This window comes from Arthrobacter sp. E1SS-5 (assembly GCF_057073715.1).
Window position 1 is genome coordinate 75,882 of sequence record NZ_CP172703.1, and the last position, 12,433, is coordinate 88,314.

12 protein-coding genes are annotated in these 12,433 nt (G+C 66.7%); 8 read left to right on the forward strand and 4 right to left on the reverse strand.

Translation table 11 applies throughout. The features are described from left to right. The first annotated feature begins 69 nt into the window (after window positions 1–69). The 4 genes from ACIGJD_RS00390 (at window position 70) to ACIGJD_RS00405 (ending at window position 3,875) form a co-directional block, all read left to right on the forward strand. Window positions 70–858 carry an amino acid ABC transporter permease gene (locus ACIGJD_RS00390; RefSeq protein WP_483687796.1) on the forward strand — a complete coding sequence of 263 codons (789 nt, stop codon included), beginning with the start codon at window positions 70–72 and terminating at the stop codon, window positions 856–858. Further along, complete coding sequence (locus tag ACIGJD_RS00395; RefSeq protein WP_483687797.1) at window positions 855–1,634, forward strand: amino acid ABC transporter ATP-binding protein; 780 nt, start codon at window positions 855–857, stop codon at window positions 1,632–1,634. Before ACIGJD_RS00390 ends, ACIGJD_RS00395 begins: the two co-directional genes overlap by 4 nt. After that, window positions 1,634–2,677: a Gfo/Idh/MocA family protein gene (locus ACIGJD_RS00400; RefSeq protein WP_483687798.1), complete on the forward strand. Its 1,044-nt coding sequence runs from the start codon at window positions 1,634–1,636 to the stop codon at window positions 2,675–2,677. Before ACIGJD_RS00395 ends, ACIGJD_RS00400 begins: the two co-directional genes overlap by 1 nt. Window positions 2,678–2,753: 76 nt before the next feature. Next, window positions 2,754–3,875, forward strand: coding sequence for an NAD(P)/FAD-dependent oxidoreductase (locus ACIGJD_RS00405; RefSeq protein ID WP_483687799.1), 1,122 nt, complete (start codon window positions 2,754–2,756; stop codon window positions 3,873–3,875). Window positions 3,876–3,936: 61 nt separating this feature from the next. Here the strand turns inward: ACIGJD_RS00405 and ACIGJD_RS00410 are convergent, their stop codons facing one another. Continuing rightward, on the reverse strand, window positions 3,937–5,436 hold the full coding sequence (locus tag ACIGJD_RS00410) for a SulP family inorganic anion transporter (RefSeq protein ID WP_483687800.1): 1,500 nt from the start codon (window positions 5,434–5,436) through the stop codon (window positions 3,937–3,939). A 185-nt stretch (window positions 5,437–5,621) separates the two neighbouring features. Here ACIGJD_RS00410 and ACIGJD_RS00415 point away from each other — a divergent pair, with 185 nt between their 5' ends. Both ACIGJD_RS00415 and mptB read left to right on the forward strand, forming a co-directional pair. Further along, complete coding sequence (locus ACIGJD_RS00415; RefSeq protein WP_142134951.1) at window positions 5,622–6,023, forward strand: MerR family transcriptional regulator; 402 nt, start codon at window positions 5,622–5,624, stop codon at window positions 6,021–6,023. 151 nt (window positions 6,024–6,174) lie between these two features. Beyond that, window positions 6,175–7,824 (forward strand): polyprenol phosphomannose-dependent alpha 1,6 mannosyltransferase MptB, encoded by a 1,650-nt coding sequence (gene mptB, locus ACIGJD_RS00420; protein ID WP_483687801.1) that lies wholly within the window; start codon window positions 6,175–6,177, stop codon window positions 7,822–7,824. On the opposite strand, the gene ACIGJD_RS00425 is transcribed toward mptB, so the two are convergent. Together ACIGJD_RS00425 and ACIGJD_RS00430 are read right to left on the reverse strand one after the other, a co-directional pair. Beyond that, on the reverse strand, window positions 7,821–9,077 hold the full coding sequence (locus tag ACIGJD_RS00425; RefSeq protein ID WP_483687802.1) for a glycosyltransferase 87 family protein: 1,257 nt from the start codon (window positions 9,075–9,077) through the stop codon (window positions 7,821–7,823). The two genes, mptB and ACIGJD_RS00425, sit on opposite strands and share 4 nt — an antisense overlap. A 28-nt stretch (window positions 9,078–9,105) precedes the next feature. Further along, window positions 9,106–10,449, reverse strand: a complete 1,344-nt coding sequence (locus ACIGJD_RS00430; protein ID WP_483687803.1) for a glycosyltransferase 87 family protein — start codon at window positions 10,447–10,449, stop codon at window positions 9,106–9,108. 304 nt (window positions 10,450–10,753) lie between these two features. Between ACIGJD_RS00430 and ACIGJD_RS00435 the strand changes: the two genes are divergently transcribed. Further along, window positions 10,754–10,957, forward strand: coding sequence for a hypothetical protein (locus ACIGJD_RS00435; protein ID WP_142131859.1), 204 nt, complete (start codon window positions 10,754–10,756; stop codon window positions 10,955–10,957). A gap of 124 nt (window positions 10,958–11,081) precedes the next feature. On the opposite strand, the gene ACIGJD_RS00440 is transcribed toward ACIGJD_RS00435, so the two are convergent. After that, window positions 11,082–11,342: a DUF3072 domain-containing protein gene (locus ACIGJD_RS00440; RefSeq protein WP_483687804.1), complete on the reverse strand. Its 261-nt coding sequence runs from the start codon at window positions 11,340–11,342 to the stop codon at window positions 11,082–11,084. A gap of 119 nt (window positions 11,343–11,461) precedes the next feature. Here ACIGJD_RS00440 and ACIGJD_RS00445 point away from each other — a divergent pair, with 119 nt between their 5' ends. After that, the gene (locus ACIGJD_RS00445; protein WP_483687805.1) at window positions 11,462–12,334 is read left to right on the forward strand and encodes an NAD(P)-dependent oxidoreductase; all 873 of its coding nucleotides are present in this window, start codon (window positions 11,462–11,464) and stop codon (window positions 12,332–12,334) included. The last annotated feature ends 99 nt before the right edge of the window (window positions 12,335–12,433 follow it).

Genomic DNA, 12,433 nt, shown 5'->3' on the forward strand with positions numbered 1-12,433 from the left:
TTATCGCCGGGCGGGCCGCAGCCCGCGGCCTGCCCGGCATCCTCAATCAATCTACGTCTGAGAGCAATCATGGACTGGTTCAACACCATCATCCGTACATTCTTTGACTTCGGCGCTATGGCCGAAGTCCTGCCCCAACTGCTGGCGGTCGGCCTGCTGAACACGCTGATCATTTCCATCTCGGCCACCGTCCTTGGCACGGTGCTGGGAATGTTGGTGGCCGTCATGGGCATCTCACCGTCCAAGTGGCTGCGGGTCCCGGCCCGCATCTACACGGACCTGTTCCGCGGCCTGCCGGCGATCCTGACCATCCTGCTGATCGGCCAGGGCTTCGCCCGGCTCAGCCAGTCGATCTTCGGCCCGTCCCCCTACCCGCTCGGGATCATCGCGCTGAGCCTGATTGCCAGCGCCTACATCGGGGAAATCTTCCGCGCCGGGATCCTCAGCGTGGACAAGGGCCAGGGCGAAGCCTGCCGCGCCCTGGGCATGAGCTACGCCAAGTCCATGGCCCTGGTGGTGGTCCCGCAGGGCGTCCGCCGGGTCCTGCCGGCCCTGGTGAACCAGTTCATCGCCATCGTCAAGGACTCCTCCCTGGTCTACTTCCTGGGCCTGCTGGTCAGCGAACGCGAACTCTTCCGCGTAGGCCAGGACGCCGCCGTGCTCTCCGGCAACCTCTCACCCCTGGTCGCCGCCGGCGTCTTCTACCTGGTGATCACCGTCCCGCTGACCCACCTGGTCAACCACATCGACAACAAGTTCCGCACCGGCCGCCGCCGCCCCGCAGCACCCACCAGCGGCCTGAAGGAAGTCAAGGAACTCGCCTCCGCCTCGCCGCTGACCACCGGGAGCAACACATGAACACCCCCACCCCCACCAAAAACACCACCGGCCAGGAAGCCCCGTCGTTCCACGGCTCGTCCCTGGAACTGCGCAACCTGACCATGGCCTACGGCGACATCGAGGTCCTGCGCAACGTCACCCTCACCGTGGCCCCGGGCACCACCACCTGCATCATCGGCCCCTCCGGCTCCGGCAAGTCCACCCTGCTGCGCGGCATCAACCGGCTGCACGAACCCAAAACCGGGGACGTGCTCCTGGCCGGGGACAGCATCCTGGGCACCAACCCGGACACCCTGCGCACCCGCATTGGCATGGTCTTCCAGCACTTCAACCTCTTTCCGGACCACACCGCGGAGGAAAACGTCGCCCTGGCACTCTGGGCCGTCAAGGGCATGCCCAAAGCCCAGGCCATGGCCAAGGCCCGCCAACGCCTGGCCGAGGTGGGCCTCGCCGAACGCGCCGACCACCGCCCCCGCGACCTCTCCGGCGGCCAGCAGCAGCGCGTCGCCATCGCCCGCGCCCTGGCCATGGAACCCGAAGTCATGCTCTTCGACGAAGCCACCAGCGCCCTGGACCCCGAACTCGTCAAAGGCGTCCTGAACCTCATGGCCGGCCTGGGCAGGCGCGGCATGACCATGCTCGTGGTCACCCACGAAATGGGCTTCGCCCGCAAAGTCGCCGACCAGGTGGTCTTCATGGACGAAGGCGAAGTGGTCGAAGCAGGAACCCCCACTCAACTCTTCGACAACCCCCGCAGCGAACGCCTCCAGCGCTTCCTCTCCGAGGTGCTCTGATGGGCACGCTTGCAGCGGCACCCATCCGGACCGCCGTCGTCGGGTTTGGGATCTCCGGCAAGGTGTTCCACACACCGCTGATTGCGGCCAACCCGGACTTTTCGCTCGATGTGATTGTCACGGCCCAGCCTGCCCGGGCGGCCGAAGCGGCACGGCTGTACCCCCTGGCACGGATCATGGCCACGCCGGAGGAGCTGTTCGCCAACGCAGCCGACCTTGACCTGGTCATCCTGGGCACCCCGCCGCACACCCACTTTGAGCTGGCAGCGACGGCGATCGCCCACGGCCTGCACGTGGTGGTGGACAAGCCTTTCGTGCCCACCTCCGCCTTGGGTGAGGAGCTGATCAGCAGGGCGGACGACGGCGGGGTTCGGCTTACGGTGTTCCAGAACCGCCGGTGGGATGCCGACTTCCTGACCCTCCGGAAGGTCCTGGCGTCGGGTGCCTTGGGTCAGGTCAGCAGCTTCGAATCACGGTTCGAATGGTGGCGGCCCGAAGGGTTCGGGAACTGGCGGGACACGGTGTCCCTCGCCGAAGGCGGCGGGATCCTGCATGACCTGGGTGCCCACCTGATCGATCAGGCCATCCAGTTGTTCGGCCCCGTGGAACGGAGCTATGGCGAGACGGCCAACCGCGGACCCCATCCGGACGCGGCGGACACCGAGGCCTTCGTGTCACTGCTGCATGCCTCCGGCGTCCGCTCACGGCTGTGGATGAACGGCATGGCTGCCCAGGCCGGCGCCCGCTTCCACGTCCTCGGTTCACAAGCCGGCTACACCAAGTGGGGGCTGGACGGCCAGGAACCCGCCCTCGCCGCAGGGATGCCGCCGTCGGACCCTGCCTACGGCCTCGACCCCCAGGAGTCATGGGGGCTCCTGGGGGTCGACGGAGCAACGTCTCCCGTGCCTGCCGAACGAGGCGGCTATCCGCAGTTCTACGTGCAACTGGCGGCCGCCCTCCGCGGGAACGGCCCACTGCCCGTCGATCCCGCCGGTCCGCTTGAAGTACTGAAAGTCATCGAGGGCATCCACGCCCTGGCCTGACTGCCTGCACTCTTTTCCGCTGATGACGCACCGTTCGCGTCCCTCCTAACCACGAATTCCACAGAAAGGGACACCAATGTCCTCTGTTCCAGCTTCCAAGCGCGTCGCGATCCTCGGCGGCGGCATCCTGGGCGTTTCCACCGCTGTGCACCTGCTGCGTGAAGGCGCCTCCGTGATCCTGCTGACCGAGCGCGGCCTGGCCAGTGAAGCCAGCGGCCGCTCGCTGTCCTGGCTCAACTCCGCAGGCGAACGCTCCACCCCCTACCACCAGTTGCGGGTTGCCGGCGTGGACCGCTACCGCACCCTCTTTGCCTCGGATCCCAAGCGGGAGTGGCTCCAGTTCGGCGGCGGCCTCATGTGGAACGCAGCCGGCCAGGCGGAGGCCACGGAGGCACGGCATGCCTACGAGAAGTCCATTGGCTACGACTCCAAGCTGCTTTCCCCGCAAGAAATCGCGTCAGCCACCCCTGGCATCGATTCCAGCGCCGTGCCGGATAATGCCATCTTCAACCCCGGCGAAGGCTGGGTGAGCCTGCCGGACCTGATCGACTTCCTGATGGAGGAGTTCCACGCCCGCGGCGGCGAACTGGTCCTGAACGCCGGCAAGGCCTCCGTCATGGTGGAGGGCGGCCGGACCACCGGCGTCGAGACCGCGGCGGGCGGGACCTACCCGGCCGACGCCGTCCTGGTGGCTTGCGGCGCTGCGACACCCGCCGTCGTCGAACCCCTGGGTGTGCACATCCCCAATGGTTCGCCGGTGTCCATGCTGGTGGTGACCAAGCAGGTGCAGCACGAGGTCACCGCCGTGATGAACACACCCCGCGCCGCCCTGCGGCCCAACCCGGGAGGCACGTTCGCCTTGGACCACGACTGGTACGAGGAGCACATCACCGAGCACGCGGACGGCTCCTTCACCATCCCCGATGACGTGGTGCAGGAACTGGCCGACGAGGCCTCCAAGCTGGTGGCCGGCAATCCGGAACTCAAGCCGGCCTCCTGGAAGATGGGCTACAAGCCGATCCCGGGCGACGGTGAACCGGTGCTGGGCGAATTGGGCCAGGTGCCGGGCTGCTTTGTCGCGTTCACACACTCCGGCGCCACCCTGGGCCTCATTGCCGGTGAGCTCCTTGCCGGGGAGATCCTGACCGGCAGGAAGCACCCCATGCTGGCAACGTTCCGGCCGGCGCGCTTCTCCTAGGACACTCGGATCAAAGAAGTGGGGCTGCACATTGCAGCTCCACTTCTTTGCGCCTGCGGGGTCAGGCGCCCAGATGCCCCGTAAGGCGCCGGTGGAAGCCGGTGCTGCGTTCATCGAGGCCCTCGATTGCCACCGTTGCACCGTGGTCCGCATATTTGGTTTCGATGGAGTCCAGGGCGGCCACTGTTGACGCGTCCCAGATCTGCGCGCGGGTGAGGTCAATGGTCACCGAGGCGGGATCGTCGGCGTAGGCGAACTGCTCCACCAGGTCATTGCTGCTTCCGAAGAACAGCGGCCCCACCACGTCATAGCGGACGCTGTCGCCGTCTTCCGCAAGGTGCCGCTCAACGGTGATGACGTGGGCCACCCGTCGCGCGAACAGCACCATCGCCAGGATGACGCCCACCAGCACGCCGTAGGCCAGGTTCCCCGTGAGGACCACGACGGCGACGGTGACGGCCATGACCAGCGTCTCGGGCACGGGCATCCGCTTCAGGGTGGCCGGTTTCACGCTGTGCCAGTCGACGGTGGTCACGGCCACCACCATCATTACCGCGGCGAGGGCCACCATGGGGATCTGGCCCATGATCGAGCTGAGCCCCGTCACCAGTGCCAGCAGGAACAGCCCGGCCACGAACGTCGAGATCCTGGTGCGGGCCTGGCCGGTCTTCACGTTGAGGACGGTCTGGCCGATCATGGCGCAGCCGGCGATGCCGCCATAGAAGCCGGCGAAGATGTTTGAGACGCCCAGGGCCCAGGATTCGCGGCCCTTGTGCGATGGGGTTTCCGTGATGTCGTCCACGAGTTTGGCTGTGAGGAGGGTTTCCATGAGTCCGACGAACGCCACGCTCAGCGCCGTGGGCAGGACCAGCTGGAAGGTTTCGAGGTTCACGGGGAAAAGGAACGGCGTGATCCCGGGCAGCTTGCCCGTGAGTGGTCCTTCGTCCGCGACGTTCGGAACGGTGAGGCCCGCAATGATGACGATCGCGGTGACGACGACGATGGCTACCAGGGGCGACGGGACCAATTTGGTGAACCGGGGCAGGATGAAGATGATGGCGATCGTCAGGGCGAACAGCACGTAGGCGAGCCAGGGGACGTTGAGGACATGGGGCACCTGGGCCATGAAGATCAGCACACCCAGCGCGTTGACGAACCCGATCATTACCGACCGTGGAATGAACCGCATCAGCCTCGCCAGCCCGGCCAAGCCAAAGACCACCTGGATGACGCCGGCAAGGAGCACCGTGGGCAGGACATATTCGACGCCGTGCTCGTGGACCAGCGGGGCGATCACCAAGGCGACGGAACCGGCGGCGGCGGTCACCACGCCGGGGCGGCCGCCCAGAATGGACATGGCCAGGGCCAGCACGATGGAGGCGACAAGGCTCACCATGGGATCCACGCCGGCCACGATCGAAAATGAGATGACTTCCGGTACGAGGGCCAGGGTGGTGACCATGCCGGCCAGGACCTCGCGGCTGAATTGCCGGGGGGAGCGCAGGGCGGTGAGGACAGTGATTGGTTGCCGGGTAGGGCGGGTGCGGTCGGCGACGGCCAAGGAGCTGCTCCAGGGGACTTGGCTCCCTCATGGGGGAGCGGTGTGCAACGTTCTGCGCGCCACATTGCGCACGGGTCCAGCCCGCCCATGAAAGACAATGGGGGTGGAGAAAGAATGCGCCGGTGACTTCCGGCTGCGTATGCAACACTACCCTAACGTGAGGGTTGGGTCGGATTGGTGACGTGATGGTGAAAGAGATGACCGCCGAAGAAGTGGTGGCGACAATGCACATTGGCGAACTGGCGGACCGCTCGCAGATGTCCCTCCGGACCATCCGCCATTACGACGAGGTGGGCCTGCTCAAACCCTCGGGCCGCACCGAAGGTGGGTTCCGCCTTTACACCGAACGCGACTTCACGCGGCTGCTGCTGATCCGCAGGATGAAACCCCTCGGGTTCACGCTCGAAGCCATGGCAGGGCTGCTTCGGGTTATCGACGCCCTGGAGGCGGCCAAACCAGGCCAGGATGTTGCGGGCATTCGGGAGGAGCTGAACGGCTTTATCGAAGAGGCGGCGCGGCGCAGGGCCAAATTGGAGGAGCAGCTTGGCATGGCCGACGAATTCCTGGCACTGCTGCGCGCCCGCTAGGTTTCCTGCCGGCCGTTTCCAAACTGTGGCGTTCCCGCCGGCCGCGGCCCGGGGCGGCAGTAAGTACGGCTGATAAAATGACCAAGGTTGCAGGGCGGCCTTGTGAAGCTGGGGCGAGCAGTGCCGTAACGAAGTAGGGGACCACACAATCATGACGGCAGGCGGGTCGCACCTCAGGACATCGGAAAGCAGGCCGGGCACTTCGGCCGACGCCTCCGTGCCTGCCAAAGGCCGTGCCTACCTGGCAACCATTGAAGGTTTCATCGGCTCCCTGATGATGTTCGTCGGCTCGATCGGGACGGGCTGGATTGCCAACGGATCCCCCATGATCCGGCAACCCGTGGTGATCGCGCTCCGCACCGAAGGCTGGGGAGTGGCGGTGTCCACCGTGCTGCTGACGGCCGGCGCCATGTTGCTGATGCGCTCGTGGCTGCGCCTGGGCCAGCGGCTGGGGGACTGGGGACAATCGTCCCTGCGCTCCGTGGTGGTGGCCATCTCCGCCTGGTCCCTTCCCCTGCTGTTCTGTGTGCCGGTCTTTTCCCGCGACGTCTACGCCTACACGGGCCAGGGACGGTTGGTGATGGAAGGCCAGAACCCGTATGAGGTGGGTATCTCCACCCTCAACAACTGGTTCGCCCTGGGCGCCGACCCCGCCTGGGCCGAAAACCGGACCCCCTACGGCCCTTACTTCCTGTGGCTGGCGCGGGCGGTGGTGGGACTGACCGGGGCCCAGCCTGATGCGTCCGTCCTGCTCTTCCGCCTACTGGCCGGCGTCGGCGTGCTGCTGTGCGTCATCTACGTGCCCAAGCTGGCCGAACTGCACGGCATTAACGGTGCGCGGGCACTCTGGATTTCCGTCGCCAACCCGCTGTTCCTGATCAGTTTCATTGCCAGTGCCCACAATGACGCCCTGATGGTGGGGCTCGCCGTCGCGGGCGTTTACTTCGCCGCCACCCGCCGCTACCTGCTGGGGATCCTGCTGGTCACGGCCTCCATCGGAATCAAACCCATTACCGTGCTGCTGCTGCCGTTCATCGGCCTCATGTGGGCCGGGCCCTCCGCCACCTGGCCGCGGAAGTTCCTGATGTGGGCCGCGACGGCGGGCATCAGCTTCGGCGTCCTGGTCCTCAGCGGCATCCCGTTCAACCTGGGCATCGGGTGGACCTGGGCCATCATGGACCCGACGCCGGGCTACACCGGCTACTCGCCGTCGGGCTTCCTGGGCCAACAGGTGGAGATGCTCGCCAACGCGCTGGGACTGCCCGGCGGAACCCTGGCCACCTGGCTGCGGACCGCCATGAAGTGGGCCGCCATCGCGCTGGTCCTGCTGCTCATGTTCCGCGGCGACTACTCGCGGGCGGTGCGCCGGATGGCTTTGGCGTTCACCGCCGTCGTGATGCTCTCGCCCATCATCCAGCCCTGGTACATCCTGTGGTTCCTGCCGTTCCTGGCCGTCACCGGGATCCGGGACGACTGGCAGATCCGGTCGCTGTACGTGGGCGTGACGTTCTTCGTGGTGTTTGGCGCCCAGGACCAGCTCTCGGTCTGGTCCTTCGTGGAACTGCCCATCAACGCATCATCCCTGGCGTTCTTCACCGCGTTGGCGTTCACGTTCTACCTGCTGGTCCTGGACGTCCATACGCGCAAGCTGCTCATCGAAGGCAAGCCTCTGGACCTGGCCCGGCGCGGCTGGGAGTGGGCGATGGAACGCCGTGCAGCACGCCAAGCGGGGCCAATCCGCCAGGCTGCAGCCACGGACGCCAAGGCCCCTGCCGCCGTCGAACGCCGCGAAGCCCCCTAGGCCCCCGCCGGAACCGTCGCTGGGGTCTTCCGGCCCAGCTCGGCCGTGCGCTTCACCGACCACCACAGTAGCACCACCAGGAGCACGTTGCGGGTGGTAAGGATGGCCGCCATGACCGGGTGGGCGTGGATGAGCGGCGTGTAGAACAGCGGGTAGATCACGAACGTCGTCATGGCGATGCCCATGAGCAGGGCCGCGGGGACTTTCCAGCGCTCCCAATCGTGCGTGAGGCCAGCGATGATCACGGGTGCCAGCCAGATGATGAACTGCGGCGAGCCCACCTTGTTGAACACGATGAACGCGGTGACCATCATGAGCGAACCCTCGAGGAACAGTTCCTCACGCTCCGCGCCGCGGCGCATGGCGCGCACCAGCAGGATGGCTGCGGTGACGGCGGCGAGGATCAGCAGCGGCTGCATCAGGAATGCGGCGGTGCCGGCCCCGGGGCCGTAGACCTCGGTGGAGTTGATCGCCGTGTTGTCCGCCATTTTGGAGCCGGCAATGTGGAACACGCTCAGCCAGACCCAGGGCGTGGAGAACGTGGCCTCAAGCTGCATGCCGCGCTCGCCCTGGTTCAGGAGGAAGTCCATGATGTGCGGAAGCCCGCCGGACAGCCACGTCCCCAGGCCCACGACGGCGGTCACGGCGGCGCCGGCGAGCACCACCTGGACGCGCTTGTGGCTGGCGATGACGATGGGGACCAGGACGGCCGCGGGCCACACCTTGATCCACGTGGCGATGCTGAGCAGGACGCCCGCCACCACGGGCCGTTCGGCGGCGTAAAGCAGGGCGATCAGCACGATCGGAGCCGTAATGCCTTCCACCCGGGCGAAGCTCAGGTAGCCCATGAAGACCGTGAAGAACAGCCACCACCAGGCCGGCGCGATGCCCGTTACAGTCCGGGGCCCGCGGGTGAGGTACAGCAGGCCGACGGCGTTCAGCGCCGTGATGATCAGGAACCAGATCAGCAGGTAAAGGCTGGGCCCGGCGATGTTGGCCAGGAAGATGGGGATCTGCGCCAGTACCGGGTACACCCAGGGGCTGATCTTCCCGGCCAGGTCCGCCGGATTGTAGCCGGCCGTGGCCCACTGCCGGTACTGCTCGGTGTCGCTGAAGGTGTCGCCGTTCAGGAAGAAGGAGGCCATCCAGCCCAGGAAGTAGAGATGGACGACGGCGAAGCCCCACCAGACGCTGGACGGGCGGGCGAACCAGTCCACCACTTTTGCCGGGAGCAGTTTGGTGCGGACGGTCACCAGGCGGTCAAAGAACCTCGTGGAAATCTTAGGTCTCCTTGAGCGCAGGGGCAGGTGCGGCCGTCTTCTTGCCCAGCGAGTACAGGCGCCGGACGCTCCACAGGAACAGGACCACCAGCAGGACGTTGCGGATGGTCAGCACCAGCGCCATCCAGGGGTTGTTGTGGCTGAGGGCGTCGTAGAAGAGGGGGTAGATGAAGTACGTGGCCACGGCGATGGCGATCAGCATCAGCGCCGGGACGCGCCATTCCCGCCAGCTGTGCGCCAGCCCGACGGCGACGGCGGGCCCCAGCCACACCATGAACTGGGGCGAGCCCACCTTGTTGAACACCACGAAGGCGGTGGCGAGGGTGAGCGCGCCGGCCAGGAGCAGTTCGGTGCGGTCCACGCCGCCGGCCACCTTGTGCTGCTTGCCGTTGTGCAGGGCCCAGAAGGTCAGCCCGGCCACCAGCACGGCGGCCAGGACCAGGAGCGGCTGCATCAGGACGGACATGATGGCGGTGCCCGGGCCGTCCACCTGCATCGAGTTGATGTCGGTGTTCATGTACATGCGGGAGCCGCCCACGTTCAGGACGGAAAGCCAGAGCCAGGGGGTGGTGAAGGTGGCCTCGAGCTGCATTCCGCGGTCGCCCTGCTGCGTGAGGAAGTTCAGCAATTTGGGAACGCTGCCCAGCACAGCGGCCAGCGCCACGACGCCGGCCGTCACCGAGATCCCTGCCAGCACCACCAGCAGGCGGTTCTTGACGACGGCGAAGAGGGCCAGCATGATGGCCGCCGGCCAGACCTTCACCCAGGTGCCGATGGCCAGCAGGACCGAGGCGATGAACGGGCGGTTGACGCCGTAGGCCAGGGCCACCAGGACCAGCGGGGCGGTGAGGCCGTCCACCCGGGCGAACCCCAGCCAGCCCATGAGGAACGTGAAGGCCAGCCACCACCAGCCGGCGGGGATGGCGCCGGTGTTCCGGCCCCGCGCGGTGAGCTTCAGCAGCGCCCAGCCGTTGAGGATGGTGGTCATGAGGACCCACAGGAAGAAGAACGGCGCGGGTCCTGCCACGCCGGCGATGGCCATGGGGATGAGCGCAAGGATGGGGTAGACCCAGGGGCTGGGGCCGCCGCGGAGGTTGGCGTCGTTGAACCCCGCCATGGCCCAGTCGCGGTAGATGAAGGTGTCGCTGAACGCTTCGCCGCGCAGGGAGAGCGACGCCGCGAAGATAAGGAAGACCAGGTGCACCACGATGAAGCCGCCCAGCAGGCCCCGCCCGGTGTTCATCCCACTCCGCACCGGGGTGGGAAGGATGACGTTGCGGATCCTGGTCAGATTGCCGAAGAAAGCGTCGGTGGAAATGGCGGAATCCTTGTCAGGTCGTTGCACAGTCAGCGGTAGCGCAAAATGGCTCGGGTCAGGCCGCGGGGCCGGGTTTCAGGGGCAGTTGGAGGCCTTGAAAATCGACTTCCAGTCCTGTCCAACTCTAATTGACAGTGCCTTAACGGCAGTAATTGTCAGGACAAAGCACCGGGCACTTGCCCCTGACCTGCGTCATTTATCTAAAGTTGCTGGCCCTTGGATGCTCGGGCACCATGGTTCGAGGCGCTGCGGCGCCAACCGCCTATGCAGCCAGGGGGAGCGCTGGGCGGCGCATTTCCACCCACCCCCGACTGACATTAAAGGCATCGCCATGAACTTCCCCCTGACCCTCACCGTGTCCGACCGCCAGAGCATGGACCGCGAACTCGACGCCGCCGTCGCAGCCGCAAAGGCCCACGCACTGAACGGCAAGCGCCACGGCATCCTGGTGACCCGCCACGGCGTGGACAGGTTCACTGTGGACCTCAGCGACGCCGTTCCCTTCGGCCTCACCCGCGAGTGCCAGGCCTGGTAGGGCTTCTTGTCGGCAGGCTTTCGCGAGCCAACCTGCGGTAGCCCCCGGCAGCCGCTATTCGCCTAGGTGCTTTTGGCGCCGTCCTGTGCTGCCGGCGTCGTCTGCGTATTGCTGCCCGGGGTGCCTAGCTGCCGGCCCCGTTGTCGCCGTCGCCGGCCACGCGGTTGCTGTGCTGCTGCAGCCGGTCGATGTGCTTTGACGCCTCCGCCTTGCTCAGATCCGCGGGCAGTTCCTCCCCGGCCTCGCGTGCCAGTGTGTCGAGGTAGCTGCGCTGTGCGGCCGTCATGGGTTCGTCTCCGGTTACCCAGTCTTCCGGGTCCCTGTTGAGGCCTGCGTTGGGTTCCGGTTCCGGGCTGCCGATGGTTTCCTGGTTGCTGTCGCTCATGGGTACGAGTCTAGGTGGGGGCACCGACAATCCACAGGAACCCGGGTTGCATAAGTCCCTGAATCCTGGAGACGTTGAGTTGGTAGGGAACGCCAAACCTGGACCAGGAGGATGACTCAATGGATACGAAACTGAAAGTGGCTGTGCTGGGGACCGGAATCATGGGGGCGGCCATGGCCCGGAACCTCCTGCGCGCCGGTCATGATGTCTCAGTGTGGAACCGGGATGCGGCGAAAACCGAACCGCTGGCCGCGGACGGGGCACACAGCGCCGCCAACCCCGCAGAGGCCGTGGAGTCGGCCGATGTGGTGCTGACCATGCTGTATGACGCCGCCGCGGTGGAGCAGGTCATTCGCTCCGCGGCCCCGGGCTTTAAGCCCGGTACGGCCTGGGTCCAGTCCACCACCGTGGGCGTGCGCGATGTACCCGTCCTGGCGGACCTGGCCGCCGAGCTTGGCCTGGACCTGGTGGAGGCGCCCGTCTCCGGTACCCGGGCTCCTGCCGAAGCCGGGCAGCTGCTGGTGCTCGCCGCCGCGCCCGAGGCTGTGCGCCAGCGCGTGGCACCGGTCCTTGACGCCATCGGCGCCCGCACCATCTGGACCGGTGAAGACCCCTCGCAGGGATCGGCGGCCCGCCTCAAGCTCGTGGTCAACAGCTGGGTCATCGCCGCCTCCAACGCCGCCGGGGAAGTGGTGGCGCTCGCCGAGGCCCTGGGCGTCGATCCGCAGCAGTTCCTCGGCGTGATCGACGGCGGCGGCCTGGACCTTCCCTACCTGCGGACCAAGATGGGCCTCATCACTGACGACGGGCTGGAGCCTGCCTCCTTCGCCGTGGACACCGCGTGCAAGGATGCCCACCTCATCGTGGACGCAGTGGCTGAGCAGGGCGTGAAGCTCGACGGCGCCGAAGCTTTCGCCGCCCGGCTGGACCGAGTATCGGAGCAGGGCCGCGCCAAGCAGGACATGGCGGCGGCCTACTACGCCAGCCGGTAACCGTGGCGCGAAGCACGCTTTCAGTCCGCGTACGGCGGCGGCATCCCGGGTTTCCGGGGCTTCCCCGCCCCAGGCGGGCCGAAAGCGTGCGGTGTGTGG

What these genes read in the sequence shown, in the direction of transcription:
- ACIGJD_RS00415 (WP_142134951.1), top strand. Translation starts at nt 5,622, where the DNA reads ATGGTGAAAGAGATGACCGCCGAAGAAGTGGTGGCGACAATGCACATT.
- mptB (WP_483687801.1), top strand. Translation starts at nt 6,175, where the DNA reads ATGACGGCAGGCGGGTCGCACCTCAGGACATCGGAAAGCAGGCCGGGC.
- ACIGJD_RS00445 (WP_483687805.1), top strand. Translation starts at nt 11,462, where the DNA reads ATGGATACGAAACTGAAAGTGGCTGTGCTGGGGACCGGAATCATGGGG.
- ACIGJD_RS00435 (WP_142131859.1), top strand. Translation starts at nt 10,754, where the DNA reads ATGAACTTCCCCCTGACCCTCACCGTGTCCGACCGCCAGAGCATGGAC.
- ACIGJD_RS00405 (WP_483687799.1), top strand. Translation starts at nt 2,754, where the DNA reads ATGTCCTCTGTTCCAGCTTCCAAGCGCGTCGCGATCCTCGGCGGCGGC.
- ACIGJD_RS00390 (WP_483687796.1), top strand. Translation starts at nt 70, where the DNA reads ATGGACTGGTTCAACACCATCATCCGTACATTCTTTGACTTCGGCGCT.
- ACIGJD_RS00395 (WP_483687797.1), top strand. Translation starts at nt 855, where the DNA reads ATGAACACCCCCACCCCCACCAAAAACACCACCGGCCAGGAAGCCCCG.
- ACIGJD_RS00400 (WP_483687798.1), top strand. Translation starts at nt 1,634, where the DNA reads ATGGGCACGCTTGCAGCGGCACCCATCCGGACCGCCGTCGTCGGGTTT.
- ACIGJD_RS00440 (WP_483687804.1), bottom strand. Translation starts at nt 11,342, where the DNA reads ATGAGCGACAGCAACCAGGAAACCATCGGCAGCCCGGAACCGGAACCC.